Annotated in this window: 25 protein-coding genes and 2 pseudogenes; 10 read left to right on the top strand and 17 right to left on the bottom strand. The window is 50.8% G+C overall.

Features of this window, described 5'->3' with window-relative positions:
- Nucleotides 1–30: 30 nt before the first annotated feature.
- Nucleotides 31–1,209, bottom strand: coding sequence for a formate-dependent phosphoribosylglycinamide formyltransferase (gene purT, locus CJP72_RS24220; RefSeq protein ID WP_162383793.1), 1,179 nt, complete (start codon nucleotides 1,207–1,209; stop codon nucleotides 31–33).
- Nucleotides 1,210–1,342: 133 nt separating this feature from the next.
- Here purT and yebG point away from each other — a divergent pair, with 133 nt between their 5' ends.
- The 4 genes from yebG to ptrB all read left to right on the top strand — a co-directional run bounded on the left by yebG (nucleotide 1,343) and on the right by ptrB (nucleotide 4,958).
- Entirely contained in the window at nucleotides 1,343–1,633 is a 291-nt protein-coding gene (gene yebG, locus CJP72_RS24215) for a DNA damage-inducible protein YebG (protein WP_162383792.1), read from the top strand.
- Between the two features lie 65 nt (nucleotides 1,634–1,698).
- Nucleotides 1,699–2,055 (top strand): protein YebF, encoded by a 357-nt coding sequence (gene yebF / locus CJP72_RS24210; RefSeq protein WP_162383791.1) that lies wholly within the window; start codon nucleotides 1,699–1,701, stop codon nucleotides 2,053–2,055.
- A 95-nt stretch (nucleotides 2,056–2,150) separates the two neighbouring features.
- Nucleotides 2,151–2,810: a tellurite resistance TerB family protein gene (locus tag CJP72_RS24205; protein WP_162383790.1), complete on the top strand. Its 660-nt coding sequence runs from the start codon at nucleotides 2,151–2,153 to the stop codon at nucleotides 2,808–2,810.
- Nucleotides 2,811–2,897: 87 nt separating this feature from the next.
- Entirely contained in the window at nucleotides 2,898–4,958 is a 2,061-nt protein-coding gene (gene ptrB / locus CJP72_RS24200) for an oligopeptidase B (protein ID WP_162383789.1), read from the top strand.
- Here ptrB and exoX read toward each other — a convergent pair.
- From exoX to CJP72_RS24185, 3 genes are all read right to left on the bottom strand, one after another.
- Nucleotides 4,955–5,617 carry an exodeoxyribonuclease X gene (gene exoX / locus CJP72_RS24195; RefSeq protein ID WP_162383788.1) on the bottom strand — a complete coding sequence of 221 codons (663 nt, stop codon included), beginning with the start codon at nucleotides 5,615–5,617 and terminating at the stop codon, nucleotides 4,955–4,957. The genes ptrB and exoX overlap by 4 nt on opposite strands.
- Nucleotides 5,618–5,638: 21 nt before the next feature.
- Nucleotides 5,639–6,295 (bottom strand): carbon-nitrogen hydrolase family protein, encoded by a 657-nt coding sequence (locus CJP72_RS24190; protein WP_162383787.1) that lies wholly within the window; start codon nucleotides 6,293–6,295, stop codon nucleotides 5,639–5,641.
- Nucleotides 6,296–6,401: 106 nt separating this feature from the next.
- The gene (locus tag CJP72_RS24185; RefSeq protein ID WP_162383786.1) at nucleotides 6,402–6,632 is read right to left on the bottom strand and encodes a DNA polymerase III subunit theta; all 231 of its coding nucleotides are present in this window, start codon (nucleotides 6,630–6,632) and stop codon (nucleotides 6,402–6,404) included.
- 138 nt (nucleotides 6,633–6,770) lie between these two features.
- Here CJP72_RS24185 and yobA point away from each other — a divergent pair, with 138 nt between their 5' ends.
- Genes yobA through CJP72_RS24170 form a run of 3 tightly spaced genes read left to right on the top strand, consistent with a single transcriptional unit; the run spans nucleotide 6,771 to nucleotide 8,375 of the window.
- A complete protein-coding gene (gene yobA / locus CJP72_RS24180) occupies nucleotides 6,771–7,145 on the top strand; it encodes a CopC domain-containing protein YobA (protein ID WP_162383785.1) in 375 nt (124 codons plus the stop codon).
- A 2-nt stretch (nucleotides 7,146–7,147) separates the two neighbouring features.
- The gene (copD, locus tag CJP72_RS24175; RefSeq protein ID WP_162383784.1) at nucleotides 7,148–8,020 is read left to right on the top strand and encodes a copper homeostasis membrane protein CopD; all 873 of its coding nucleotides are present in this window, start codon (nucleotides 7,148–7,150) and stop codon (nucleotides 8,018–8,020) included.
- A gap of 16 nt (nucleotides 8,021–8,036) precedes the next feature.
- Complete coding sequence (locus CJP72_RS24170; protein WP_162383783.1) at nucleotides 8,037–8,375, top strand: YebY family protein; 339 nt, start codon at nucleotides 8,037–8,039, stop codon at nucleotides 8,373–8,375.
- A gap of 606 nt (nucleotides 8,376–8,981) precedes the next feature.
- Here the strand turns inward: CJP72_RS24170 and CJP72_RS24165 are convergent.
- The 9 genes from CJP72_RS24165 to CJP72_RS24125 form a co-directional block, all read right to left on the bottom strand.
- On the bottom strand, nucleotides 8,982–9,578 hold the full coding sequence (locus CJP72_RS24165) for an ATP-binding cassette domain-containing protein (RefSeq protein ID WP_162383782.1): 597 nt from the start codon (nucleotides 9,576–9,578) through the stop codon (nucleotides 8,982–8,984).
- Nucleotides 9,579–9,596: 18 nt separating this feature from the next.
- Nucleotides 9,597–10,370, bottom strand: a complete 774-nt coding sequence (locus tag CJP72_RS24160) for an ATP-binding cassette domain-containing protein (protein WP_162383781.1) — start codon at nucleotides 10,368–10,370, stop codon at nucleotides 9,597–9,599.
- The gene (locus tag CJP72_RS24155; protein WP_162383780.1) at nucleotides 10,364–11,176 is read right to left on the bottom strand and encodes an ABC transporter permease; all 813 of its coding nucleotides are present in this window, start codon (nucleotides 11,174–11,176) and stop codon (nucleotides 10,364–10,366) included. The genes CJP72_RS24160 and CJP72_RS24155 overlap by 7 nt, the downstream gene beginning before the upstream one ends.
- Complete coding sequence (locus CJP72_RS24150; protein WP_162383779.1) at nucleotides 11,166–12,140, bottom strand: ABC transporter permease; 975 nt, start codon at nucleotides 12,138–12,140, stop codon at nucleotides 11,166–11,168. The genes CJP72_RS24155 and CJP72_RS24150 overlap by 11 nt, the downstream gene beginning before the upstream one ends.
- On the bottom strand, nucleotides 12,140–13,726 hold the full coding sequence (locus tag CJP72_RS24145) for an ABC transporter substrate-binding protein (protein WP_162383800.1): 1,587 nt from the start codon (nucleotides 13,724–13,726) through the stop codon (nucleotides 12,140–12,142). The genes CJP72_RS24150 and CJP72_RS24145 overlap by 1 nt, the downstream gene beginning before the upstream one ends.
- Nucleotides 13,727–14,050: 324 nt before the next feature.
- Nucleotides 14,051–15,514, bottom strand: coding sequence for a DUF1254 domain-containing protein (locus CJP72_RS24140; protein ID WP_162383778.1), 1,464 nt, complete (start codon nucleotides 15,512–15,514; stop codon nucleotides 14,051–14,053).
- Nucleotides 15,515–15,528: 14 nt separating this feature from the next.
- Nucleotides 15,529–17,007, bottom strand: a complete 1,479-nt coding sequence (locus tag CJP72_RS24135) for a DUF1254 domain-containing protein (RefSeq protein WP_162383777.1) — start codon at nucleotides 17,005–17,007, stop codon at nucleotides 15,529–15,531.
- An 896-nt stretch (nucleotides 17,008–17,903) separates the two neighbouring features.
- The gene (locus tag CJP72_RS24130; RefSeq protein ID WP_162383776.1) at nucleotides 17,904–18,620 is read right to left on the bottom strand and encodes a YebC/PmpR family DNA-binding transcriptional regulator; all 717 of its coding nucleotides are present in this window, start codon (nucleotides 18,618–18,620) and stop codon (nucleotides 17,904–17,906) included.
- A 419-nt stretch (nucleotides 18,621–19,039) separates the two neighbouring features.
- The gene (locus tag CJP72_RS24125; protein ID WP_238340162.1) at nucleotides 19,040–19,420 is read right to left on the bottom strand and encodes a winged helix-turn-helix transcriptional regulator; all 381 of its coding nucleotides are present in this window, start codon (nucleotides 19,418–19,420) and stop codon (nucleotides 19,040–19,042) included.
- Between the two features lie 121 nt (nucleotides 19,421–19,541).
- Here CJP72_RS24125 and CJP72_RS24120 point away from each other — a divergent pair, with 121 nt between their 5' ends.
- Nucleotides 19,542–20,285 (top strand): SDR family oxidoreductase, encoded by a 744-nt coding sequence (locus tag CJP72_RS24120; protein ID WP_162383775.1) that lies wholly within the window; start codon nucleotides 19,542–19,544, stop codon nucleotides 20,283–20,285.
- A 43-nt stretch (nucleotides 20,286–20,328) separates the two neighbouring features.
- Here the strand turns inward: CJP72_RS24120 and CJP72_RS24115 are convergent.
- Nucleotides 20,329–20,473 (bottom strand): annotated as a pseudogene (locus CJP72_RS24115) (L-2-hydroxyglutarate oxidase); the annotation flags it as partial.
- Between the two features lie 27 nt (nucleotides 20,474–20,500).
- On the bottom strand, nucleotides 20,501–21,478 hold the full coding sequence (gene glaH, locus CJP72_RS24110) for a glutarate dioxygenase GlaH (RefSeq protein ID WP_162383774.1): 978 nt from the start codon (nucleotides 21,476–21,478) through the stop codon (nucleotides 20,501–20,503).
- 352 nt (nucleotides 21,479–21,830) lie between these two features.
- On the opposite strand from glaH, the gene CJP72_RS24105 reads away from it, so the two are divergent.
- Together CJP72_RS24105 and patD are read left to right on the top strand one after the other, a co-directional pair.
- Nucleotides 21,831–23,312, top strand: coding sequence for an APC family permease (locus CJP72_RS24105; protein ID WP_162383773.1), 1,482 nt, complete (start codon nucleotides 21,831–21,833; stop codon nucleotides 23,310–23,312).
- 39 nt (nucleotides 23,313–23,351) lie between these two features.
- Complete coding sequence (gene patD / locus CJP72_RS24100; RefSeq protein ID WP_162383772.1) at nucleotides 23,352–24,779, top strand: aminobutyraldehyde dehydrogenase; 1,428 nt, start codon at nucleotides 23,352–23,354, stop codon at nucleotides 24,777–24,779.
- A gap of 347 nt (nucleotides 24,780–25,126) precedes the next feature.
- Here patD and CJP72_RS26145 read toward each other — a convergent pair whose 3' ends face one another.
- Together CJP72_RS26145 and CJP72_RS24095 are read right to left on the bottom strand one after the other, a co-directional pair.
- Nucleotides 25,127–25,351: a hypothetical protein gene (locus CJP72_RS26145; protein ID WP_342212345.1), complete on the bottom strand. Its 225-nt coding sequence runs from the start codon at nucleotides 25,349–25,351 to the stop codon at nucleotides 25,127–25,129.
- A 445-nt stretch (nucleotides 25,352–25,796) separates the two neighbouring features.
- Nucleotides 25,797–26,306: pseudogene (locus CJP72_RS24095) on the bottom strand (GIY-YIG nuclease family protein); the annotation flags it as partial.
- Nucleotides 26,307–26,366: the final 60 nt, after the last annotated feature.

Here is a 26,366-nt window from a genome sequence, read left to right as displayed (position 1 = left end):
TGACAGAACGGGCCATATGCGCCCGTTTTTTTATGCCTCAACGTTTATCTGAGCGGCGGCGTCTTTCGCACGGGCAATGGCCTCTTCAACGCTCACGCCGGTTGCCAGCGCCACACCCAGGCGTCGGGTTCCCTCGATCTCCGGTTTACCGAAAAAGCGTACCTGCCGGCCGGCACCAACAGCTGCCTGCACATTATCAAACGTCACATTCTGGCTGGTGAGTTGTGGCAGGATCACGGCCGAGGCGGCAGGGCCATATTGACGAATCGCCCCAACAGGCAGGCCGAGGAAGGCACGCACGTGCAGCGCAAACTCCGACAGATCCTGAGAAATCATCGTGACCATCCCGGTGTCGTGTGGACGGGGAGACACTTCGCTGAAGATAACCTCGTCGCCACAAACAAACAGTTCGACACCAAATAGCCCGTGGCCGCCTAATGCCAGTACTACTTTACGGGCAATATCCTGCGCTCGCTTAAGGGCCTGCGGCGACATGTGCTGTGGCTGCCAGGACTCGCGGTAATCGCCGTCTTCCTGACGATGGCCGACGGGGGCGCAGAAATGGACACCATCAACGGCGCTGACGGTCAGCAGCGTAATTTCAAAATCGAAATTCACCACGCCTTCGACGATCACCCGGCCTGCACCCGCGCGACCGCCTTGTTGCGCGTACTCCCAGGCCTGCGTCAGTTGCTCTGCGGAGCGAATAAAACTTTGCCCTTTGCCCGAAGAGCTCATCACTGGCTTAACGATACAGGGAATACCGATTTCTGCTACGGCTTCACGGAAGGTCGTTTCACTGTCGGCAAAGCGGAACGTGGACGTCGGCAATGCCAGGTCTTCCGCAGCCAGGCGACGGATCCCCTCACGGTTCATGGTCAGTTGGGTCGCGCGAGCGCAGGGCACGACGTTCAGCCCTTCCTGCTCCAGCTTTACCAGCATATCGGTAGCGATCGCTTCAATTTCCGGCACGATATAATGCGGTTTTTCAATCTCGACCACGCGACGTAACGCTTCGCCGTCCAGCATATTGATGACATGCGAGCGGTGAGCAACATGCATCGCTGGCGCGTCGGGGTAGCGATCGACGGCGATCACTTCGACGCCCAAACGCTGGCACTCAATTGCCACTTCCTTACCCAGTTCGCCTGAACCCAATAACATCACCCGCGTCGCTGCCGGACGCAGCGCTGTGCCTAATAACGTCATAACAAAGATCCCCTGATTTATCCGGGCGCAGTATATACGAAAACGTTTGCGTCTGTCTGTATTGCCTGCTTGATTTTAATGCCAAAAAGTAATATACTGTACATAAATACAGGTATATTGAGAGGCTGCAAAAATGGCGGTTGAAGTTAAATACGTAGTCATTCGTGAAGGTGAGGAGAAGATGTCGTTTACCAGCAAAAAGGAAGCCGATGCATACGACAAAATGCTCGATACAGCAGATCTGCTCGACACATGGCTTGAGCAGTCGCCGGTAGCTCTGGCAGACGAACAGCGCGAAGCGCTGTCTCTCTGGCTGGCTGAACAGAAGGACGTACTGAGTACGATCCTGAAAACCGGCAAATTGCCTTCTCCGCAGGCCGTCGATAATGCGGCGTCCGTAGAGGACGATACCCAGGCCGCCTGAATCTGACTTGCGCTCCTGGCGTTTTGTACCATGCTTTTCCTGAACATTGTGCTAAGGAGAAAAGTATGAATAAGAGAGGAGCGCTGTTGAGCCTGCTGTTGTTATCCGCCAGCATGTCGGTTTTCGCCGCGAATAATCCCGACAGCAAATCGGTTACGTTTCCAAAGTGTGAAGGTCTGGACGCTGAGGGGATTGCCGCGAGTGTTAAGCGTGATTATCAGCAGAACCGTATTGTGCGCTGGGAAGATGATCAAAAAACGCTGGGGCAAATCGATCCAGTGGTGTGGGTCAATGCGCAGGACATCGTGGGCAAAGAGGGCAAATGGTCAGTGCCGCTGACCGCGCGCGGTAAAAGCGCCGATCTTCACTATCAGGTCAACGTCGATTGTGGCGCAGGAAAAGCGGAGTACCTGGTGCGTTAATCACCGAACTTGCGCATCTTTTGCTTGACCTGACACTTCCTGACATCCCCTCGGGTACGCTTTGACGACAAATCGTCTGTACTTGAGGGGGCTACATGGCTAACTGGCTGAACCAATTACAATCTCTTCTCGGGCAAAAAGGGTCTTCTTCATCCTCTTCTGGTGATCAGGGCCTGAGTAAACTGCTGGTTCCTGGCGCGTTAGGCGGCCTGGCGGGTTTACTGGTCGCCAATAAATCTTCGCGTAAACTTTTGTCCAAATACGGCACCAGCGCGTTGCTGGTAGGCGGCGGTGCAGTCGCCGGTACGGTGTTATGGAACAAGTACAAGGATAAAGTCCGTACGGCGCATCAGGATGAACCGCAGTTTGGCACACAAAGTACCCCCCTTGATGTGCGTACCGAGAGGCTGATTCTGGCGCTGGTCTTTGCGGCGAAAAGCGATGGGCATATTGATGCTAAAGAGCGGGCCGCCATTGAGCAGCAACTGCGTGAAGCCGGTGTGGAAGAGCAGGGACGGCGACTCATTGAACACGCCATTGAACAACCGCTCGACCCGCAGCGGCTGGCGCAGGGGATCCGCAATGAAGAAGAGGCGCTGGAAATATACTTCCTGAGCTGTGCGGCTATCGATATTGATCACTTTATGGAGCGTAGCTACCTGAATGCGCTAGGCGATGCCCTGAAGATCCCGCAGGACGTCAGGGAAGATATTGAGCGGGATCTGCAACAACAAAAGCAGGCGTTGCCGGACTAATACACGGTGCGAAGTCGCATGTTTCGCTTGCATTGCGCGTAACTTTTGCCACACCTTATAGAGTGTATATTGCAAAAGAACAATGACATGCTACCAAAAGCTCACAAAATGCCTCACGCCATGACCGTGCATGGTGACACCCGTATCGACAACTACTACTGGCTGCGCGACGATTCCCGTTCGCAGCCTGATGTGCTGGATTATCTGCATCAGGAAAATGCCTACGGGCACAAGGTCATGGCTTCTCAGCAGGCGCTACAGGAGCGCGTGCTGAAAGAAATTATCGACAGGATCCCCCCTCAGGATGTCTCTGCGCCTTACATTAAGAATGGCTACCGCTACCGACATCTTTATGATCCGGGGTGCGAATACGCCATTTACCAGCGACAATCCGCGTTCACGGAAGAGTGGGATGAATGGGAGACGTTACTGGACGGCAACCAGCGAGCGGCACACAGTGAATTTTATACGCTGGGCGGGCTCGCGATTTCCCCCGACAACACCCTCATGGCGCTGGCAGAAGATTATCTGTCCCGCCGCCAGTATGGGATCCGCTTTCGCAACCTGGAAACCGGCAACTGGTATCCGGAATTGTTGGATAATGTTGAGCCGGAGTTGGTGTGGGCGAATGATTCACAAACCTTCTATTACGTGCGTAAACACGCCGTCACGCTGTTGCCGTACCAGGTATGGCGTCACACCGTTGGAACGCCGACATCCTGCGATGAGCTGGTCTACGAAGAAAACGACGATATGTTTTATGTCAGTCTGCATAAAACAACGTCCCAGCATTATGTGGTGATCCAACTTGCCAGCGCGACAACCAGTGAAGTACGCCTGATCGATGCTGAGCTGGCAGACGCTGAACCGTTTGTTTTTTTACCGCGTCGTAAGGATCATGAATACAGCCTCGATCACTACCAGCACGCGTTTTATCTGCGTTCAAATCGGCAGGGTAAAAACTTTGGTCTGTACCGTACACGGGTACGCGATGAAAACGCCTGGGAGGCGCTGATCCCGCCGCGAGACGCTATCATGCTGGAAGGGTTCACGCTTTTCACCGACTGGCTGGTGGTGGAGGAACGTCAGCGCGGGTTGACCAGTCTGCGGCAGATAAACCGTAAAACAGGCGAGGTGGTGGGGATCGCCTTTGACGATCCGGCTTACGTGACCTGGCTTGCCTATAACCCGGAACCTGAAACTTCACGCCTGCGCTATGGCTACTCGTCAATGACGACGCCGGATACGTTATTTGAACTGGATATGGACACCGGTGAGCGACGGGTTCTTAAACAGACGAATGTCCCTGGATTTGATGCCGCGAATTATCGCAGTGAGCATGTGTGGGTAACTGCGCGTGACGGCGTCGAGGTGCCGGTTTCAGTGGTCTACCATCAAAAACATTTTCGCCGGTATCATAATCCGCTACTGGTGTATGGCTATGGTTCCTACGGCGCCAGTATGGATGCCGATTTCAGCAGCAGTCGGCTCAGTCTGCTGGATCGGGGCTTTGTCTACGCCATTGTTCATGTGCGCGGCGGTGGTGAACTGGGGCAACAGTGGTACGAAGATGGCAAATTTCTGAAAAAGCGAAATACCTTTAACGACTATCTGGATGCCTGCGACGCCCTGGTTAATCTGGGGTACGGTTCGCCTTCACTGTGCTATGGCATGGGGGGAAGTGCAGGGGGAATGCTGATGGGCGTTGCGATTAATGAACGGCCTGAACTTTTCCACGGCGTCATTGCGCAGGTTCCGTTTGTGGATGTCGTCACCACCATGCTCGACGAATCGATCCCATTGACGACCGGAGAGTTTGAAGAGTGGGGCAACCCGCAGGATCCGGAATATTACGCTTACATGAAGCGTTATAGCCCTTACGACAACGTTCGTGCGCAGGAATACCCGCATCTTCTGGTCACCACCGGACTGCATGATTCCCAGGTTCAGTACTGGGAGCCTGCCAAGTGGGTTGCAAAACTGCGGGAACTCAAAACCGACGAGCACCTGCTGCTGCTGTGCACGGATATGGATTCCGGGCATGGCGGCAAATCCGGGCGCTTTAAATCGTATGAAGGCGTGGCGCTGGAGTTCGCTTTTCTGATTGCGCTGGCGCAGGGTACGCTGCCCGGACAGGCAGACGGTTAAGCGTTATTCAGATAATGTTTTAGCGTTAAGCGCAGTTCCGGGCTCATGCTGTCAAGATTGTTGAATAACCAACGCAGATAACCCGGATCGCGTTCTGCGACCTCAGAGACGGCCTTACCGCGATACTTACCGAATGTGAAGGTGGTGAGAAGCGCAGGGCGACCGGTAATATCGGCCATCTGTTCTGCTGACCAGCCTGAGGTATTGATGATGTCGATAAGCAGAGCCGCGGTGATGTAACAGTCATACAGCGCACGGTGATGGTGAAGTCCCGGAGGGGTCTGCACACTCAGTTTGCGGGATTTATACAGCGCCATGTTGCTGTATTTAATTCCCGGCCATAATCGGCGGGAGAGCTTCATTGTGCAGATCCACTCGCCAGGCATCTCCGGCAGAACGCGACGGTCAAAGCTGGCGTTGTGCGCGACATACCAGTCACTTCCGTGATAGAGCGGAATAATATCTTCAATCCACGGTTTGTCAGCCACCATCGCCTCGGTAATGCGATGGATCGCCATAGCCTGCGGGCTAATCGGGCGGTCAGGGCGCACCAGGTGGCTCATGGGATTCACTATTTTGCCGTCAACGACGTCAACTGACGCGATCTCAACAATTCCACCCTGCAGGCCACAGGTTTCTGTATCTATAATGCGCAACATGGGAGGCTCCTGACCAAAACGCTAGCGTAATGGAATGATATCACCTTGCCAGCCCTGTGCGGTACGCTGACCTGTTAACAATAACGAACCGCGGTCAGCGCGGACGATCAACTGACCGCTTTCATCCCATAATGCACTGCTTCCACGCGCATTTGCCATTAAAACGGCGATGGCGAATTGATGCGAGAAGCGTTGTAGTTGGAAGGTGGAGTCCTGCAGGTTGGGTTCACTCACGCTTTGCCCGGTGGTGAACAGCGAAAATTCAGGGTCCATATCAATGCCTTCAGGTTGCTCGTCGACAACTCTGATGGTTTTGAGATGCCGGGCAATGCAGGCACCGTGGCTTTGATGAAAGGTTAACGGTGAGGACATCCACGGACTAAACACCGCAATACCTTTCACGAAACGAGAGTGATGCTCCACCGGTAAACCCGCGATGATCGTCATACGGTATGTCGTGGCGGCGTGAGCCAAAGGTTGTAATAACGTGTTATCGGGTGGGGCTGGCAGTGAATCGTCCCGATCGGTGCACCCCAATAGCGAAAGGGAAGGAAATACCAGCAGTTCACATCGATGGCTGGCGGCTTTCTCAATAAATTTCAGGTGGTGCGCGACGTGTTCCGTCAGGCTGGTTTGTAGGGGTTCATACTGTGCAGCAGCGATTTTCCAGTGTGACATAATGACTTCCTTTTCATAGTGTCTACAATCATCCTTAAATCAGGGTTTAAGAATGCTCTTATACTGTAGCAATTGTCATGTAAGGAAGTGTAACGTTATATAAGCTTTATTTAACTTTAGGCTCGTAAGGTAAACGTGAAAGCGAAACGGAGGCCAGACGGTGTGCAATCAGCCGCTCGCGAAACCATCCGCGTAAATGTTCTGGTTGCTCGCGCTCAACGACTTCAGCAACGACTGGCATGTTGTAGCGCTCTTTAAACGCCACGCCTGCAGCGGCCAGGTCGACGTTGACCTTATCCATTTCAGCCTGTTCAAGTAACGCCAGATTTGTTTTCATGTGTTTCTCCTAATCCAGGTGCGCGCAAAAGTTACTAACTCCTAACCGCAATGGCAAGCCACAAATGATGATTCTCGACTCAAACATTATAGAGGGTTATTCTCATGGGATTAAACATAACAAAAAGGAATAATTGACATGGTTTTTGCTGCACCATCGCTGCGTTATGCCTTCATCTTTCTTGTCTCAATGCTGGTCGCTCCTGCTGTTTGGGCTCATGCGCATTTAACACACCAATATCCTGCTGCAAATGCTGTGGTTGACGACGTTTCGCAAGCGATCACGCTAAATTTCTCCGAGGGTATTGAGCCGGGATTCAGCGGGGTGACGCTCACGGGATCAAAACAGGAAATCATTAAAACGCAAAAAGCGACGCGCAACGAACAGGATGAAAAACAGTTGATTGTCCCGCTTGAGCAGCCTCTTAATCCAGGAATTTACACGGTGGACTGGTATGTCGTCTCGGTAGACGGGCATAAAACCAAAGGACAATACTCATTTAGCGTGAAGTAACCATGCTGACATTCACCTGGATAGCACTTAGATTCATTCATTTTACCGCTCTGATGCTGGTGTTCGGCTGTGCGTTGTATAGCGCCTGGCTGGCGCCACTCTCGATTCGCCGTTTGATGGCGCGTCGTTTCCTGCGCCTGCAACAACATGCCGCGGCATGCAGCTTTATTAGCGCTGCGCTGATGTTTACCGTTCAGGGCGGATTAATGGGATCCGGCTGGCAGGATGTTTTTTCCGCCGCCGTGTGGGGTGCGGTTCTGAAAACGCAATTCGGCGGCGTCTGGCTATGGCAGATTATCCTGGCTTTCGTCACGCTGGGCGTGCTTCTTATTGTGCCGCGTAATTTGCCACGTTTGCTACTTATCCTCACGCTGGGTCAGCTCCTTTTTCTCGCAGGGGTGGGGCATGCTGCCGTCAATGACGGCGTACTGGGAGGGCTGGTGAAAACAAACTACGCCCTGCACCTCATCTGTGCGGCGGCCTGGTTTGGTGGGCTGCTGCCCATAATCTACTGTATGCGCATTGCAAAAAGCCGTTGGCGCGAGCAGGCCATTGACACCATGATGCGTTTTTCCCGTTATGGTCATGTATTCGTGGCTGGTGTGTTACTGACGGGGATTTTTAATATCTTGTTTATTAACGGGTTTAACGCGCCGTGGCATACCGCATACGGGCAGTTACTGATACTAAAAATGGCGCTGGTACTGCTAATGGTGGCAATTGCGCTGACGAATCGGTATGTTCTCGTACCACAGATGCGCGAAGAAAATCACCGCGCGAATCTCTGGTTTATCTGGATGACTCAAATTGAATGGGGAATTGGGGGCGTTGTGTTGGCTATTGTCAGCCTGTTTGCGACCCTGGAACCGTTCTGATGGACAGGCAAAACGTATGAAAAAAATGATTCTTTCTCTGCTACTACTGACAAGTTCAGCAGCGGCACTGGCAGCCCCTCAGGTGATCACCGTAAGCCGTTTTGAAGTTGGTAAAGACAAGTGGGCCTTTAACCGCGAAGAAGTGATGTTGACGTGTCGGGCGGGGAATGCCTTGTATGTCATAAACCCCAGTACGCTGGTGCAATACCCGCTCAATGATATCGCGCAGCAGCAGGTCAGCAGCGGAAAAACCAATGCTCAGCCTATTACCATTATTCAGATTGACGATCCCGCGAAACCAGGGGAAAAAATGAGCCTGGCGCCGTTTATTGAAAGAGCAGAAAAACTCTGTTAATTGTCAAAAATATCTTTCTGATTTCCAATAAAAAACCGCAAGTTTCGCGTAGAAGAGCTTGCGGTTTTTGCGTTGTAGCGGGTGACAAGCGTCCTTTTTTTCCGGCCTCTTTAGCCGCAGACTGGAAAACCTGGCGTCGTCATCTATTCTTAAAGGGCAGGGCGACTTAGCCTGCATTAATGCCAACTTTTAGCGCACGGCTCTCTCCCAAGAGCCATTTCCCTGGACCGAATACAGGAATCGTATTCGGTCTCTTTTTATCTGTCTTTAATTTCAGGTGGTTAAGGCGTCACGCCCGAAAAATCCCGAAATTTGCCCGGATTTCAATATCCGGTCATTTCCCGTTATACCACCCGCCATTAACATTAACAATTCATTTACGCCGAAAAAAAACAGATCATCACAGACTCATTTTTTCTGACGTCCAGGTACTGCTCTGTCATTTTTTCCGACTGATGTCCCAGCCGCTTTTGCGTAAAATCGTTCCCGGATTCTTTCTCCTGCCTGCACCAGAACGGTTTTTTTGATTTCATGAAATGATAGTTAATTTAATAAAAATCAAAGTATTAAGAATTTATCGCTTTCATGAAGACTTCTCCCTGGAATCTATGGCTTTTTAACAGGCAGTTCTTTACTGCAAACTTGCTTTATCAGGGCATATTGATGGCTGATGACCAGCATTCCTAACGGACGCTGAGAACATAGCTCAAGAAGGTACGTCCAGATATCTCTCTGGATAGCAGGATCGAGTTGTGCCGTTATTTCATCCGCAATGAGAAATCGGGTTCGTGGATCGAGGGCTCGAAGCAAAGCAATACGCGCCAGTTCCCCACCGGAAAGTTGCCCGGGACGGCGAGTTAACCATTCCGCATTGATATGAAGCCGCTCTACGATTTCCTTATCCGGATGCCAGGCATCGTGAACAGAATCACCGGTGTTTCGCCAGGGATTAAACGTGAGTTCAGGATGTTGTGGCACAAGTTGCACCGGGCAGTATTGATCAACCGGCAATGGCTTCTCATCAAGGAGAATCAGACCCGCCGTCGGTTTTTGCCAGCCCGCCAGAACGCGTCCTAACGTTGTTTTTCCCGTTCCACTCGGCGCAAAAATACCTATACGCTCACCCGCAGAAACTGAAAATGTCAGATCCTGCCATAACACCTTATTCCCCTGACGAATTACGAGGTCGCGACAACACAGCATTCGCTCAATTCTCCCGATCTATGTAAAAAGCAGATTTCGCTCAGGTAATGCCTGCCACTGATGCTTTAACTGTTCGCTCATCTCACCGTGGAGGAGTTGTTCTTTACTGAGATCATCTGAGACACGTCCTTGATGTAAAGAGACAATACGGTCTGCATATTGTGCGGCCAGCATAAGGTCGTGCGTGACCCACAACACACCGCAACCCTGTGTACATAAATCACGCAGATGATTCAGCAACTGCCCGGCCAGGGGGATATCAAGCCATGCTGTAATTTCATCAGCAAGAATATAGCGCGCATGGCTCAGTGAGGCGTGACAGGCCAGAACACGTTTCGCCATTCCGCCAGACAACTGTCGGGGAAAGTGTTTGAGTATAGAGGTATTTAGTTGATTTTTTTGGAGTAAATGCGCGATTTGCCTTTCATCCCACTCTCGTCCAGAAAGCTGACAGGCTCTTTTCATATGTTTTTCGACATTCAGGACAGGATTCAGCGCCTGGACGCCCTGGGGGATATAACAAATATTCTCCCCGCGAAATTGGCTAATAGCTTTATTATCAATGCGTTTTCCATCGAGGCTAATGTCGCCACGAAAGCGTAAATTTTCTGGCAAGAGGTCGAGCAGACACTGCAAGAGCAAGCTTTTTCCCTCTCCGCTGCCTCCAACCAGAGCCACGATTTCACCTGGCGCAATGTCGAACGAAATATCCTGTAAAAGAAGTGACCACGCTTTCGCGCCATACCAACGGTAACGCGCAGCCTCAAGGGTCACCTGTCTCAAACTTAGCATGATGCGTTCCTCAGCCATAAACGCTGTATGGCTCTCGCAAATTGATCAAATAACATCACCAGCATAAAAAGCATCAGTCCGGGAAACAACACCAGCCACCAGTTACCGTGGCCGAGGAACCGCAAGGCATCTGCCAATAGCAACCCTAGTGAAGGCTCATGAGGCGCCAGGCCAAAACCAAGAAAACTTAACGCTGCAGAATGCAAAACAGCATGAGGGAACATCAGAAGTGTTCCCGTAAGCCATTGCGGAAACAAAGCCGGTAGATAATGGTTTCGCCAACAGTAAAAATGCCTCCGTCCTAATCGGTGCGTTAGCATGAGATAGTCACTCTGCGCGACGCGTTCAGCTTCGGCTCGCAGAATTAATGCCAACCGGGGCCAGTGAGTGAATGCCACTGCAAGAATAACGCCGCTTTTACCGCCCCCCAGAGTGAAACAAATCAGAATGAGTAAAAGAAGATGCGGCATAGACAACATGGCGTCTGTCATGAGTCGCATAAGGATATCCATGCGCGGGTGCAGGCGCGAAACAGCCGCCATCAGTAAGGCAATCAACCCGCTACATAAGGCGGCACCCGTCCCTATTTGCAGACTGGTTAATGCCCCCTGAAAGCAGCGTATCCACAAATCACGTCCCAGGTTATCTGTCCCGAACCAGTGCGCCGAGTCCGGCGGTAGATGCCTTGCCAGAAGATTGACGGAAAGCGGATCATGACAAATGGCAAAACCATAGATCGCAATAAGCGATAAACACAGAGTGGAAAACAGCAAACGCGCTAAGGTGGGTGCTGGGTTATAGAGCATCAGGACGCTCCATTGCATGATTCAACACGTTGACCAGCCAGGTCGACAGCGAGTTACCTATAAACACCAACAATGTACTGAACAGAACGATTCCCATGAGCAACGGTACGTCACCACGCAAACCCGCATCTATCGTTGCCTGACCGAGCCCCGGATAGGCAAAAACTTTCTCCGCCAGCAATGCACCCCCCAACAACTCCCCAAGCGAGGCAAACTGAAGACATAGAGCAGGTGTAATGGCATGTCGCAGGACCTGATGACGCAAAAGCGACCATCCTTTGTCCCCCTGGGATTGCGCAAAACGAACAAAATCACTGTTCATCACGCTGGCAATTTTTTCACGCGTATGAAGGGTTATCTGCCCCATCCCCAATAAACTTAATGCGCATACCGGAAGAACCAGATGACGCAACCGTTCAGAGATCGTCGCCATATCTGCATTATTGCCGGGTTCCCACGCACAACAGACGGGGAGAACCGGCCAGCGAACAGCAAATAATGACAGCAGCAACATACCAATCCAAAAGGTGGGTAATGAAGAAAGCAAGTAGCTAAACCTGCAGATCATCTTATCCGGCCAACGGTTCAGATATCGCCCGGCTAAAAACCCCAATGCCATTCCCAGTATCCCTGACATCAGCCAGGCACCCGCCAGAAGTGCAAATGAGGTTGCAAAACGTTCACGGATAACGCTCGCGACAGGCGCGTTAAACAGCATGGAATAACCCAGATCACCCTGTATTAGCTGTAAAAACCAATGAACAAAGCGCTCCCAGAGAGGCTGGTCCAGACCCCAACGTGCAGCTATCCGTGCATATTGTTCTGGCGGAACATGTAGCAGGTCATTACCAATATAAGCACGTATAGGATCAATCGGCGAAAAGCTGAGCAGGGTGAAAGTGCCGGCGGCAACCAGCACTAACAGTATCATCAGCCTGAGCATATGACCGAAAACATGTCTCATTAACGGCAAGTCCAGGTCCAGTCATCAAGGTTATTCAGAAGCGACCAGCTACCGTGAATTTCCGGCGCCCCTTTGCCCAGGTCGATACATGGATTGGCAAGATAGGTATGTTGAATATTGAGTAACCACGCCCAGGCCGCATCTCCCTGAACACCGGCCCCCTGTTTTCCATCCCATTCCACCTGCTGCCAGAAGGGAAGCGCTTTTTGCCAGTCTGGCGCATCAAGCGCCTGTTTGAGGTGTTGTTCTACCACAGGGTTGCTGTAATAACCCGGGTTATAATATTCCAGACCCGCCGCCTGACCACTGTAATGATGGACGAGCTCCATCGGGTCAAGGCTTCCCCAGCCGAACAACGTCGGGTTAGCGTGCATATGACGCTCTACGGTTTCCCAGCTACCCGATTGCAGCGAGACGTCTATTCCTATCGGTTGCAGCATTGCGCGTACAGCTTCCGCCAGATCTCTTCTGCTGCTATCGCCGCTTGCATACCATAAGGTTAACCGAGCTTCTTTGCCTTCTTTCGCACGCACGCCGTCTTTGCCTGTTTTCCATCCTGCGTCGTCGAGAATTTTGCGCGCTTTATCTAAATCACCATCTTTGAAAACGACGGCTGGATTCTGCCAGGGAAGTCCCTGAACGGCACTGTATGCAGGAATAGCGTGACCTTCCATCACTTGCTCAGCCAGTTGCTCACGATTAATGGCATAGTTTATGGCTCGCCTGATGGCAATATCTGCTGTCACATCATTACCGATGGGGTATCCGTTGGCATCATGTTTGCCTGCGGGAACCATTGGGAAAACAATCCCCCGGTTCTCGACACTGTCGCGTATCCAGAGCTTAAGATTGTCCTGTTGAGGCGCAACGGCCATTGAAGGCGCAATGCGAACTAAGCCTAACTGACCACTTCGCGCCGCCGCATAAGCATTATCTTCATCAAGGAAAACAAAGACGAGTCGGCTGAAGTCATTTTTTTTACCGGCATACCAGGGATTCGCTTCAACGATCAACTGCTGGCCTGGCTGAAAACTGACAAGACGATACGGGCCTGCGCCAATGGGTTTTTTGGCGAATGTTTTTTCATCATATTTTTTCGCAGGGACAATGCCTAAAGAGCCAAGTACGTTGACGAATGTGCTCTGGGGATTACTCAGCGTGATTTCAATGCGGCGAGCATCAAGCTGGCGGGCATGGTTAAAATTACCCATGTCGATTTTGCCACCACTTTTAGCCGCTTTATTATAAGTAAAAACAACATCTTCAGCGGTTAAAGGCGAACCATCGGAAAACTTAAGATCCGGTTTTAGCGTGAGGGTCCAGGTTTTACCATCGGCACTGGTTTCAACTTTTTCTGTGAGCAGATTTCCCCAGCTCATATCCGGGTGTTGTTTTAACAACGGTGCATGCAAAAGGAGGTAACTACCGTGGCTCCAGCCGAGCATCGGATCAAAACCTTCAGTAGGCTCTGAACCAATTGCCATTTTTAGTGTTTGCCCTTCATCAGATTGCGGTGACGCTAATAGTGGGGAGGTTACAGCGAGAGATAGAGCACATGTAAGCAGCGCCAGCTTGTTTTTTATCATCATCTTATCCCAGATTAAGCATTGTTTTTATTCCTCCCAACGACGTTCATCGCAGGGGATTCCAGGGGAAGGAATTATGGTGGACTCACGTGGGGAATAATATGACATAGAACAGAAAAGTATGATCATTCAATAAAATTATCATACTTAAATGTGCCACTGGCTCTCTGGAAGGTTGATTTCTGTCGGCGATAAGCAAAATAGGGGCATTCGCAATCTCTGGGGGATTGGTGTCCGCGTCAATCGACTCTCCAGCATGTGTGCCAGTTGCAAATGCGTTGAGGATGTTGTGCCACGCCGCAGACATGGCACAACATCCTTGTGTTACTTCATCGTTTCAATTTTGGGTGGTTGCCAGGTACCATCAAGAATTGGTTGTTCCCCCCAGTAGGCCCGAATATAAAGCGAGAATGTGCCGTCAGGAGCAGGAAGCCAGTTGTTAATTTTATCCTCAGTTGGCCGGGTTTTACTGACATATAAAGTCAGTGAACCGTCATCGTTATAGGTCAGATTTTTGTTCTTTGTGCCCAGCGAGTAGCGGTTCATTTCGTTGGGACTGAAAAGATGTTTACTGTTATAGAGCGTTAATGACCAAAAGCCTTTCACCGGCGGAAGTTCACCTTTCGGGAAAGTGACGGTGTAGTCGCGTTCACCAGAAAGCGGGTTCCCCGTTGCATCGTTATCCGTATAGAAATACTGGGTTTCGTTCGGTTTATTATCGAACATGTTTGATTTGGATGTGCCGGTCCGGTTGTAGTAATCCACCCCGAATTCAGCATTGTTTTTCGAACGGTTCCAGCCGTTACCGGCAGGTACACCGTTATTCTTCCACATAAAGAAATCGGCAATGACCGTTTTATCTGTCTCGAGGGCGGCTTCATCCATCCATTTACGAATTTCCGGGTTTTTCTTTCCGGCTGTAACCAGGTGACGATACTGCGCATACATTGCTTCTTCACCAGGGAGCGGCGGAACTTTATCGAGCACATTGGCGAATTGGTCAAAGAATTTCTCAGGAATCACCCATTTCGTTTCACCGGCGCTGGCATCGGGTTTGTCGCCGATTGCCGGGATTTTTGCGTATTCGAAGGATTTCATTTTTCCGTCGAATTGACTTAATGGATAGGTCATTATTTCTTTTATCGGTGCCTGAATCGCCGCTCTGTCTTCCGGCGTATCATCCATCTGAACGCGAGGGATCACGTTCGCCATCTCAGTGGATGACTGGATAACACCGTTAAATCCTGTTGGCGTTTCGCCTTTCCAGCCCGGCCCGACTAACAGATAAAAACCGGGTTTCGTGCCATAAGGTTTACCCACGTTGCCAATTTGATTCGTCCGGGCGTCGTAGATGGCATATACCCAGAATCGCTCACCAAAATCAGGCACCTGCACAACAATCGGCTCTTTATCCAGTTCAAAAAAGCCCAGCCCGTAGGCGACGTCCTGGTTTGGGCAGGTCACGAATGTCTCTTCGGGCTTGATGTAATCTGTCAGCATACTGAGCTGTCCCATGGGCGCCACCGGCACCATCCCACCATTCAGTGCCGGATAAGGCGCTTTGGTGATCGTCTCACGGCGATTGAACTGATTCACCATCGGCCAGCCCCAGATATAAGCCTGCTGCGCGATCGCTTTTACATAGGCTTTTGGCATAGAGACATCCGCAGAAGGCTGCGTCAGTTGGTCAAACTGAACGGGCTGGGGAATCGTCAGCGGAGCAGTCTGTGCAGATGTACCGGCACTTAACGTCAGCGCAGTAAAAAGCGCAAGGTACCTTTTTTTCATCTCGTTCCTCACTGTTATTTATTCGTTTGCACCAGGTCGTCCGGTGTCCAGGTCTGGTCGTAAAAACCGTCTTCCGTGCCATAGAGACGCAGTGCCACCAGGAAGTTACGGTTGGGCACTGTTTTGATAAATGCGCTGTCTGCCACGTCTTGTGGTTTGTCCGGGCCAAACCACAGATCGATGGAGCCATCGCTGTTTTTGGGAATGTTGTAATAACCATTGGTGGAAGGAAGCAGTTGATCGGTTTCCGGCATGGTGCCATCAGTGATGTTATAGGCAGTGACGGCCCAGAACAGCGCTGCTGGTGGGTTTGGCGGCAGATGCAATTTATAGGTGTTGCTGCCGTCGAGGAACTTGCCGGTATTGTCTTTCGTGGCAAACGGATATTTCGACCCGGCCCCCGTCGTGTGCATCACCATGGCCGCTGCGCTGGAGTAGGCAATCTGGAAGAACGCCGCGCGCTGGTTAGCATCCAGCGTACCGTACTGCATCCATTCGGCTGTTGCGCCCGCCCAGGAGGTTTCCCACTGTCTGTCTTTATAGTAGAGCTGGCGCTGATCGTCGCGTCCAACCTGGCGGCGCGCCAGGATCATTCGCGGCGCGGTTTCCACTGCCTTGTTCAGTAATTCCTGTTGCTTCGCCGTTGGCGCGAAAGGTTTACCTTTCACAATCCCGATGCTTAGCAGGGCGCTGCGGATTTCGTCAGGTATGGCCGTTAAAGGCTCATAATCTACAAAGGCTTTCAGTTTTTGCCAGTAGCTGGCGTCGGTGGGGTAGACCATATTGACGCGTTTACCGCTGGCGTCCGGGAACTGCATCGGTTTCACGTCTTTCTCGACATCCCACAGCGGATAAACGCGGGTGGTTTCGGCATTTTTCACCGCCGGTGTTGGATCAGGCTTACCGTCACCTTTACCCATAATGGTTCTAAAGAAGAGGAACACGTTATAGGTGGTGGATTTAAAAGCGTAATAACCCTGTGGCACCGGTCCCTCATAATCCGGCGGCAAGAGCAGATAGAGACCGCCACGCGCACGGTCCGGACCGATAGCACCGACATCCGTAATGGTTTTCTGAAAGAAGTCCGTAAACATTCCTATGACGTTGGCCGGTGCTTTCACAACGAGCGGGCCAGTCTCTTTCAGGTCGAGATAACTCATGGAATAAATCACATCACCGTTGGGCGTGGGTACCACAGCACGGCTGTCCATGCGTTCTTTCCAGATGGGAAGAACATTATAACCTTTGCCAAATGCAGCTTCGGAACCGTCGCGTAATCCGATGGTATTAAGCAGAGGAAGCGACTGAATGTAAGCCTGAATTGCATCCTGATAATAGAGTTCATCACTTAATAACTGCGCTTCCTGCTCTGGCAACCAGTTGCCGTTATTAAGTTGTTTCATCAGCGGTGAGAGTGGGGCGTCTGCAGCAGATGCTGGCTGAGAAACCAGCAATGCCAGTAAAATGGCAGAGGTTATTACGCGAAGTTTCATAAGGATTTCCTGACGTAAAAGGAAAAATCGACCCGGAATGTATCGCTTTCTGATTACCTGTAATAAACCGCAGCGCCAGCGACTGATATTGCAGAAAGCTCTTAGAAGCATAGTCAGTTTTATAAAATAGTTGCTTATTTATAAATGTTGAATTGGCTCTACTTACTGGACTTAAGCGTGTAAAAGTACCTGCTTTATTCCATGCAAATATTAAGGTTTTTGGTTCGCCGAGCGGCTCCCCAATCATTAACACGCGGTGATGTTTTTAACGCTGGCTTCCGGCACGGCTCTGCCAACAACAATGCGACAATTGGGGGTGACTGAATCAAGGGTATCTTTCTGAGGATTGCGTGGTCTAAGGCCACAGTTCACGGAGTGACCACAATTCTCTCGCAGCAGAACGGGGTCAGCACCGGTCACAAATGAGAGAGAAAAGGCGCTGGCCATTATCTTCCACTCTCTGACCAAGGCGTTTGAAAGGTTCACCCTGTGTTGGGCTGTCATAGAGTTGGGCTGTGTCAGCAATAACGTCGAAGTCGAGTGTGATGCAAACAGCTTTAACCCAGGTCTCAGGAAGCTGCTGTTTTACCAACAGCTCAGCCAGCAAAGACGTGTAGCGGCGCGCGATATCATTTAGCAGGACAAGGTGGGGGCTGCATGTCTGCGCGGGAAATGAAAACTTCACCGGAGTGAGCCTTCTTTTGATAGCGAATAGCTTTAACTGACCAACAGACCCGTATCCCCCGGACTCATTGTTTCAGCTGACAAAGCTTCCATTAAGTGAGTTAGCTATTCCTTTTTTTATAATCAATCTATTTGGCTGAGTATGTTTTTTTATAACAGCGTTATAAGATTAAAAAATCTGCCATATAATGACAGATTTCTTTAATATATAATTAGAGGTTTGCAACGTTATGATATACTTTTTGAACATCATCGTCATCTTCAAGGGCATCAACAAGTCCTTCAAAGATTTCTAAATCTTCTGGTGAAAGTTCAATTTCTGATTGAGCAATCATTTCTAATTCTGTTGTTGAGAATTCAGTAATTCCAGCTGCTTTGAGAGCGGCAATTCCTTTGTGTAGGTCTGTAGATTCAGTATAAATAATGATGTTTCCTTCTTCTTCGGTTACATCACGAACCTCAACTTCAGCATCAAGCAAAATTTCAAAAATATGGTCAGGATCTGTTCCTTTAAATACAATCACTCCAGTATTGTCAAACATATAGCTGACAGCACCAGCCGCACCGATATTTCCGCCTTTTTTATTGAAAATTGAGCGTATATTAGCAATCGTACGGTTAACATTTGACGTTAATGTTTCAGCGATGATCATCGAACCACTTGGTCCAAAGCCTTCATAACGGCCGGGCACGAACGTTTCATCTCCGCCACCTTTGGCTTTATCAATCGCTTTATCAATAACGTGTTTGGGAACTTGAGCTTGTTTCGCACGTTCAATAACGAATTTTAAAGATGAGTTTAATTCTGGATCTGGTTCACCTTGTTTAGCAGCAGCATAGATTTCTACACCGAATTTTGCATATACGTTAGACGTTGCACCGTCTTTAGCCGTTTTTTTAGCAACGATATTGGCCCATTTACGTCCCACTGGAATGATCTCCTCGAAAATTTATTTACATTACTGGCTGGTTATTAACCTGCGCATTTTTCCGACATATTATATCATGATATGTAAATCTTCGTCTATGAGAAATAAAAAATCACAATCTTACGAGATGTTACTTTAATTTTACCAATAGTTAATATTATGGATACGCTGTTTACGAGTTTATTCGGGTTCTTTTGTTTTTATTCTTAATAATTGAACCGCAGCAATAATACATAAGACCAGAGAAACAAAAGTGATAATTTAACCGCCTACTATTAACGTTGCCGCCGCACTGCTTACAGACCATAGGCGAGCCCGGATTCTGGAGGTTGTCATTTCAAATGGTATTCATGCAAAGTCCTGCCTTCGCCTTTTATATAGCTTTTGATACATAACCGTCCACAGTGAGAGCAGGGCAGCTACGAACGAGAAGCGGGCATTCTGACCGCCATTCCATTCATTGATGCCGCGTTGGCCGTCATCCACTCAGCAAGAGAATCCAGTGTCGGACGCAGTGATTTACCCAGCTCGGTTATTTGATACTCCACTCTCGGTGGAACTTCAGCAAACACATTTCTGTTAACCAACCCACGGGCTTCAAACTGCCGTAGCTGGCGAGTCAGTTCTTTCTGAGTGATAGGTTTGATTGCGCGTTGTAATTCACTGAAACGAACCGGTTCGCCTATGACAATCAGACGATAGAGGATTGGGATCGCCCACTTACCGGCTATCAGATTCACAAAACTGACCATCGGGCATCCTGCATTACTCTCTGCTAAATCTGAAATATTTTGTGCCATTGGACCTCCGGTTTTACGTCATTGCATCCCATAGGGTTCCTTAGTATCTATATGGTACCTACTTCCCAAAGGATACTAAAGGATAAATAATCACTCCACGAATAAAACGTGGAGTAGAAAAATGGGCAGACTTGAGGGGAAATACGCACTGATTACTGGGGGTACTAGCGGTATTGGTTTAGAGACTGCACGTCAGTTTCTGGCGGAAGGCGCAAAGGTAGCCATTACGGGTCGTAGCGAACAAAAACTGCTGGAGGTAAAAAAAGAGTTAAGGGACGTTGTACTTTTTCGAATTGAGGCAGGTGATATCTCTCAACAAGCTAACCTGGCAGCAGCGTTGCAGGAGCGATGGCCGAGACTTGATATTTTATATATCAATGCAGGTGATGTTACGCATAAGCCGCTGGAATCCTGGGATGAGCAGTCTTACGATGCTTTGATGAATACAAATCTTAAAGGCCCATTTTTCCTGATCAAGGCATTACTTCCAATGCTTTCTAACCCATCCTCTGTCATTTTGTGTGGCTCAGTTAGCGCTCGTATCGGTTTTCCACAAAGTAGTGTTTACGCGGCGAGTAAAGCCGCAATTCTCTCCCTGGCGCGAACACTTTCTGCAGAACTTCACCCGCGTGGGGTCCGTGTAAATGGTTTAAGCCCCGGACCGACGGAAACACCGGCATTGAACAAAGTGGGGGGCGGAGTGGACGAAGATAAGCTCAGGGAAAATATCCGGGCGTTGGTACCCATCGGGCGTTTAGGAACACCCTATGAATTAGCGAAGGCCGCCGTTTTCCTGGCTTCTGATGAATCTTCATACGTCGTCGGTACTGAGCTACTGGTTGATGGCGGAGTTGGTAATCTTTAGCTGAGTGGTATAACAGTGGCCTGATTGAATAAATGTCAGGCTGGGTGTAATAGGCCCCGGCATGGGGCACGCCGCTGTTGTGCCCGGTCTGGAGGCCGGGCGATGCGGGCATCCGGGTAGACCTCAATCAACGGCATGGCGGTTGACCTGCCGATAATGCCGTAGTCAATAATCACAAAATCATACATCCGCTCAATTCCTTTGCCGGTGAACCCTTACTGATGCGACTGGTAGCGCTGGGTGGCGTCGCTGATATAGCCGCGCTGACGCATCAGTTCGCGGCGCAGTTCTGGGTGTGGGGTGAAGCGATCGCGGCCGTGCAGCCAGAACAGATTATTAATCAGCAGGAATTTCCCCACGGGCACTGGAATAGAAAGGATGTTTTTGCTGCCTTCCAGCGCGTCAGACAGTTCGCTGAGCCAGACGCCCTCGGCAAAATCTTTCGGCTGGGCGAACTGGTCGATATAGCGCATCACCGGCCGACCCTGCTGATCGACGTCAAACACCGGGTGGAACACATCCGTGGTGACGTTTTTACTCGGCGGCGCGGTCCAGCGCAGCGGTTGGCGGGTCAGCGGGTGGCTGAAGAACTGATCCAGCCCCTCCCAGTCGTCGAGGTGCAGCAGCAGGGAGTTGCCGCCCTGCATGTTCTGCTCGTCGATTTTCATCATCAGCACGTAGTCGGTCACCTCCTCCACGAAGGTACCGTCGTTGTGCAGCTCCAGCACGCGATGGGGCTGGCGCAGGTAGCTGTCTGAGTTATCGACGTTTTTCACCACAAAGCGGGCGTAATACTGGCCGCTCATGGCGTCGTAATTGGAGCGCCCGATGAGGTGCGCCACGGCGGTGGCAATCTTCACCATCTCATCGGCCTGGGCGACGTTATCGATTCCCACCGCGTCGATCAGCAGGGCGCCTTCGTCACGGCTGAGCAGCGTGTTCAGCAGCAGCGGCTGGAGCTGGTTGCCGCACATGTCGTCGAGGATTTTCGCGATTTTGAAGCGCAGAAAGGATTTGTATTCCAGCGCCTGCATGGGCCACTGCTCTACCTCCCGCAGGAATTGCTGCGTGACTTCTGCGGAGAACGTGAGTTCCAGCAGACGCGGAGACTGTACGGATGGCGCGATACTGAAACCAGTGATTGTACGGGACAACGCACCGTCAGGCTGTTTTACGGCAGTAAGCGCATTCATCAGAATCAATCCTCTCAGAAAGTCTTCAGGAGACAGGGCTGTGTATTTCGCAGCCATAAATTAAAAATATCTACATTTTTGAGAAATGGGCATACATCGCTCAAATTGTTTAAATTTTGTGATGTGGGTGTAAAAAACGAACGGGAAAAGGGAGCAAAAACGCGGTTTTCTATCGATGCAAAGGCGATAGCGTGATCATTCTCACGGAAAAAACAGATAATCGGTAACAAATATGTGACATATCCACACAAATATTAACAAATTGCAGCGGCGAGACTGTACGGCCTTCTGGCGCTCCTCTATACCTTGATCCGTGTTACCTGCGACACATCAACAACACAGAGAAAAGCGTATGGAACAGACTTCTGGCAAGAAAAGTGAAACAATTCATAGCGATAATAAACCGCAATTTAACCGCTCCATCGGACTCATCTCTAACTTTTCACTCGGATTTACCTACCTCTCGCCGCTGACGGCTGTCTATTCCCTGTTTGCGCTGGCCGTGACGCTGGCGGGGCCACCGGCGATCTGGTGGATCCCTATTGTGGCCTGCGGACAACTGCTGGTGGCGCTGGTGTTTGGCGAAGTGGCTTCCCAGTACCCGATTACCGGCGGGTTATACCCCTGGGCGCGCCGCCTGTGGGGCAAAAAATATGCGTGGATCGCCGCCTGGATTTACCTGTGGGCGCTGGTGGTCACCATCACCTCGGTGGCGGAATACACCGCCACCTTCGTCGGCTCGCTGTTCGATTATGCGATCTCGGCAGGTAACATGCTGATCACCTCGGTGGTGCTGTTACTGTTGATGATGGCGGTGAACATGTCCGGCACCAAAAACCTCGCCCGGGTCGCCCGTATTGGCTTCTGGTGTGAAATCGTCAGCGTCATTGCGCTGGGGATTTATCTCCTGTTGTTCCACCGCGCGCAGCCGTTTTCGGTGGTGTTTGACTCCATGGGCGTACTGGCGAAAGACGGCAGCTACCAGCCCGCGTTTATGGCGGCGGCGCTGATCGGCCTGTTCATGTTCTTCGGTTTTGAAGCCTGCGGCAACGTGGCGGAAGAGGTGAAAAACCCGAGCAAAAAAATCCCCATTGCGATGATCCTCAGCATCGTGTTTGGCGCGCTTTCGGCGATGGTATCGATCCTCGGCTACCTGCTGGCATCACCCAATCTGATGAATATCGTCAACGGCAAAATCACCGATCCGATCCCGGCGATTCTCAACGAAGCCCTCGGTGAAACCGGCGCCATCGTGTTTATCATCATCGCGGTGATTGCCATGTTGTCATGCATTCTGTCGCTGCAGGCCGCGTTAAGTCGCCTGATTTTCTCTTTCTCCCGCGACCAGATGCTGCCGGGTAGCGCCTGGATGTCGAAGTTGTCGAAAAACAGCGTGCCGGACAACGCGATGATCGTCAGCTGCCTGCTACCGGTGACCATCTGCGTGTGGGTCTATTTCCAGCCGGATAACCTGGCGCGCATCACCGCCTTTGCGGTTATCGGGATCTACATTTCCTTCCAAATGGTGGTACTGGCTGCCCTGCGCCAGCGCCTGAAAGGCTGGAAACCTGCCGGGGAGTGGAGTGTGGGCGGCTGGGGAATGCTGGTTAACGTGCTGGCGCTGGCCTATGGCCTGTGTGGGATCTGGCTGCTGGCGCAACCTGCCGAGAGCAGCAGTTTTATCGACCGCTGGACGGTGCTGGTTGGGCTGGCGGTAGTGGTGGTGTCAGGGCTGGTGTACATGGCGCTGGCACGGCCGTTCGGGCGGTCAAACGCCCCGGAAAACGATGCCATCGAACATGCCAACCGCCTGAAGGCGGAACAATCTCTGTAATTTACTCAGACATAACAACGATCACCAATGGAGTCGGCTATGCAACACAACTTATTGATTAATGGCGAACTGGTGACGGGCGAAGGTGAACTGCAGCCCGTCTATAACCCGGCAACCGGCGAGGTGCTGGTACAGATTGCCGAAGCCACGCCTGCCCAGGTCGATGCGGCTGTACAGGCTGCCGATCGCGCGTTCCAGCAGTGGGGGCAAACGACGCCAAAAGTGCGTGCTGAGCACCTGCTGAAACTGGCGGAAGTGATTGAACAGAATGCCGAAACCTTTGCCCGACTGGAATCGCAAAACTGCGGTAAACCGCTGCACTGCGTGCTTAACGATGAGATCCCGGCCATCGCCGATGTGTTCCGCTTTTTCGCCGGTGCAACCCGTTGTCTGAACGGGCTTGCCGCAGGAGAGTACATGGAAGGTCACACCTCAATGATCCGCCGCGATCCGGTGGGCGTAGTGGCGTCGATCGCTCCGTGGAACTACCCGTTGATGATGGCCGCCTGGAAGCTGGGCCCGGCGCTGGCGGCGGGTAACTGCGTGGTGCTCAAACCTTCGGAAATCACGCCACTCACGGCACTGAAACTGGCCGAACTGGCGAAAGATATCTTCCCTGCCGGGGTGGTGAACGTGCTGTTTGGGCGCGGTAAAACCGTGGGTGACCCGCTGACGGGCCATGAAAAAGTGCGCATGGTGTCGCTGACCGGCTCTATCGCTACTGGCGAGCATATTATTGCGCACACCGCGTCGTCGATTAAGCGCACTCATATGGAGCTGGGGGGAAAAGCGCCAGTGATCGTCTTTAACGATGCGGATATCGATGCGGTGGTGGAGGGTGTGCGCACCTTTGGCTTCTACAATGCCGGGCAGGACTGCACGGCGGCCTGCCGGATCTATGCGCAAAAAGAGGTCTATAACTCTCTGGTCGAAAAACTGGGTGTCGCCGTGGCCAGCCTGAAAATGGGTGCCCCGGACGATGAAACCACCGAGCTTGGCCCGGTCAGTTCCGCCGCCCATCTGACACGCGTTAGCGAGGCGGTGGAACGCGCCAAAGCCCTGCCGCACATTCGGGTAGTGACCGGTGGTAACAAAGCCGACGGCAAAGGCTATTACTTCCAGCCAACCCTACTGGCCGGGGCGAAGCAGGGGGATGAAATCATCCAGCGCGAGGTCTTCGGTCCGGTGGTCAGCGTCACGGAATTCGACGACGAAGAGCAGGTGCTGGCGTGGGCAAACGACTCCCAGTATGGCCTGGCGTCATCGGTCTGGACCCAGGACGTGGGCCGCGCCCATCGCCTCAGCGCCCGCCTGCAGTATGGTTGCACCTGGGTAAATACCCACTTTATGCTGGTCAGCGAAATGCCTCACGGCGGGCAGAAACTCTCCGGGTACGGCAAGGATATGTCAATGTATGGGCTGGAAGATTACACCGTGGTGCGTCATGTGATGATTAAGCACGGATAACAGCGATGTGGCTGCAATAGTCGATTATATTGCAGCCACTGCTTTATGAAGTGGCAAGCCATCCGCTGCGACTCCCGCACAATTATGGGCTAATTCCAGTCATTGTCTTTTAATTGTTTTGGCATCTACCGCCATATCTACCGTAGCAAAATGGATCTTATGTCCCCGAGTGACAACATACTCATTTGCAGTTTTGGCCTGACCTGCTCCCCGTTGATTAACATAGACTGATTTAGCGACTTCTGCTTATTACACTCAAGAGACACTCAAACCATCATGGCCACGGCGAACTACCGTCATTCTGGGCAGTCATGTCATCCTGTCCAGTCGCATCAGCCTGTGGCAGGCTATCTCAGTAAAAACTGAATCAGCTGAACAACGATATACACTGTCGCAGCCATTTGTATTGCCCGCCATCCCCATCTGATATATCGCCATTCATGACGTTCTCTGGCGTCGGCTTCTTCAATGGCGGGGGCAGATTGCTTTTTTTTCTTTGTCCTGAATTCATTTATTACCCACAGAACAAGAATAACGGTAATGACGGTTTTCTGTAGTATGAGATTATCCACAAAGAGTGACTCCTGCCTGTTCACTGATGCAAGCAGAATAGATGAACGACCTCCACGTAGCTACCAGTAAATGTAGGGTTATTATTCATTTTCGTCCTGGCTGGAGGTTGAGGTGATTCTGTTTATCGCAGGTTGCTCGAATGCTGAAACGCGGTCGGTAGTGCGAAATATCTGACAGGCTGCTGTGAGCGAGAAGCGGACATTAGCCTTAGATCATACCTGAACCGTTCTCTGGAAATTCTTTATAAGCGAATGATTTGGTTAAGCTGGATGCTTACATTCAAAAGAAGCAATCACGTGAGAGTGATGCAGCAGCTGTATCGATGAATCCTGAAAAATTCATGTTTAATCTGAATTACTATATCAACGCTATAATAACATAAACTACCTAGACAAACTCGCCGAAGCGGGTTTGTCTAGCCTTTAATATGAAATTAAAACTTCTTTAAGCCATTTCGGGGAACAACTCTTCAACTTTATGCTCTACTGCATTTGCAATTGATTTTGCTTTGTCTTTTGCATTCAAAATAGAGAGCGTACTACGATATTCAGGAGCAAGTGCATACTCAGTAAATGACGCATCAAAACCAAGTGATTTAACTTTGCTCTCAATATCTGATAGATTAATTTTAAAGAATTCCTTGCGATTATTTACCATGTTTATCCGGTGCGCAGAAAATTCATTGTGCAAGCTAGTTTCAAGTGCTGGAGCATCATCGGAGTAAATCAAAGCGTGGATATCAAATTTAAAAGGCACTGATGCAGATCCCAGTTCATTAACGCGATCTTCAGGTTCAAGTCGTCTAGTTAAACCAATTTTATAGACATTCTCTCCAAACGCTCCAATATTAGAAATCACATAGACATGGCCGCTTCGAGTTAACTGTGCCTGAGATTTTGCGCGCTCAGACAAAGCCCTTGCTTCTTCTACCTGAAGTTCGAGATCAGCAATTTTGATCTTACCCACGTAATGTGGACACAACCCTAAGCGAGATTCTGGTTTTCAAATTGTTCC

Origin of the sequence: Citrobacter sp. NCU1 (assembly GCF_010231475.1) — a bacterium.
Lineage (GTDB): Bacteria > Pseudomonadota > Gammaproteobacteria > Enterobacterales > Enterobacteriaceae > Citrobacter_D.
The sequence above is the reverse complement of the archived record's forward strand: the minus strand, read 5'-3'. Positions and strand labels throughout refer to the sequence as shown.

What these genes read in the sequence shown, in the direction of transcription:
- CJP72_RS24170 (WP_162383783.1), top strand. Translation starts at nt 8,037, where the DNA reads ATGAAAAAAATGATTCTTTCTCTGCTACTACTGACAAGTTCAGCAGCG.
- CJP72_RS24145 (WP_162383800.1), bottom strand. Translation starts at nt 13,726, where the DNA reads ATGATAAAAAACAAGCTGGCGCTGCTTACATGTGCTCTATCTCTCGCT.
- CJP72_RS24160 (WP_162383781.1), bottom strand. Translation starts at nt 10,370, where the DNA reads ATGCTAAGTTTGAGACAGGTGACCCTTGAGGCTGCGCGTTACCGTTGG.
- CJP72_RS24155 (WP_162383780.1), bottom strand. Translation starts at nt 11,176, where the DNA reads ATGCTCTATAACCCAGCACCCACCTTAGCGCGTTTGCTGTTTTCCACT.
- yebF (WP_162383791.1), top strand. Translation starts at nt 1,699, where the DNA reads ATGAATAAGAGAGGAGCGCTGTTGAGCCTGCTGTTGTTATCCGCCAGC.
- copD (WP_162383784.1), top strand. Translation starts at nt 7,148, where the DNA reads ATGCTGACATTCACCTGGATAGCACTTAGATTCATTCATTTTACCGCT.
- CJP72_RS24190 (WP_162383787.1), bottom strand. Translation starts at nt 6,295, where the DNA reads ATGTCACACTGGAAAATCGCTGCTGCACAGTATGAACCCCTACAAACC.
- CJP72_RS24205 (WP_162383790.1), top strand. Translation starts at nt 2,151, where the DNA reads ATGGCTAACTGGCTGAACCAATTACAATCTCTTCTCGGGCAAAAAGGG.
- patD (WP_162383772.1), top strand. Translation starts at nt 23,352, where the DNA reads ATGCAACACAACTTATTGATTAATGGCGAACTGGTGACGGGCGAAGGT.
- CJP72_RS24135 (WP_162383777.1), bottom strand. Translation starts at nt 17,007, where the DNA reads ATGAAACTTCGCGTAATAACCTCTGCCATTTTACTGGCATTGCTGGTT.
- glaH (WP_162383774.1), bottom strand. Translation starts at nt 21,478, where the DNA reads ATGAATGCGCTTACTGCCGTAAAACAGCCTGACGGTGCGTTGTCCCGT.
- yobA (WP_162383785.1), top strand. Translation starts at nt 6,771, where the DNA reads ATGGTTTTTGCTGCACCATCGCTGCGTTATGCCTTCATCTTTCTTGTC.
- CJP72_RS24120 (WP_162383775.1), top strand. Translation starts at nt 19,542, where the DNA reads ATGGGCAGACTTGAGGGGAAATACGCACTGATTACTGGGGGTACTAGC.
- CJP72_RS24165 (WP_162383782.1), bottom strand. Translation starts at nt 9,578, where the DNA reads ATGCTGTGTTGTCGCGACCTCGTAATTCGTCAGGGGAATAAGGTGTTA.
- ptrB (WP_162383789.1), top strand. Translation starts at nt 2,898, where the DNA reads ATGCTACCAAAAGCTCACAAAATGCCTCACGCCATGACCGTGCATGGT.
- CJP72_RS24105 (WP_162383773.1), top strand. Translation starts at nt 21,831, where the DNA reads ATGGAACAGACTTCTGGCAAGAAAAGTGAAACAATTCATAGCGATAAT.
- exoX (WP_162383788.1), bottom strand. Translation starts at nt 5,617, where the DNA reads ATGTTGCGCATTATAGATACAGAAACCTGTGGCCTGCAGGGTGGAATT.
- CJP72_RS24125 (WP_238340162.1), bottom strand. Translation starts at nt 19,420, where the DNA reads ATGGCACAAAATATTTCAGATTTAGCAGAGAGTAATGCAGGATGCCCG.
- CJP72_RS24185 (WP_162383786.1), bottom strand. Translation starts at nt 6,632, where the DNA reads ATGAAAACAAATCTGGCGTTACTTGAACAGGCTGAAATGGATAAGGTC.
- CJP72_RS24140 (WP_162383778.1), bottom strand. Translation starts at nt 15,514, where the DNA reads ATGAAAAAAAGGTACCTTGCGCTTTTTACTGCGCTGACGTTAAGTGCC.
- yebG (WP_162383792.1), top strand. Translation starts at nt 1,343, where the DNA reads ATGGCGGTTGAAGTTAAATACGTAGTCATTCGTGAAGGTGAGGAGAAG.
- purT (WP_162383793.1), bottom strand. Translation starts at nt 1,209, where the DNA reads ATGACGTTATTAGGCACAGCGCTGCGTCCGGCAGCGACGCGGGTGATG.
- CJP72_RS24150 (WP_162383779.1), bottom strand. Translation starts at nt 12,140, where the DNA reads ATGAGACATGTTTTCGGTCATATGCTCAGGCTGATGATACTGTTAGTG.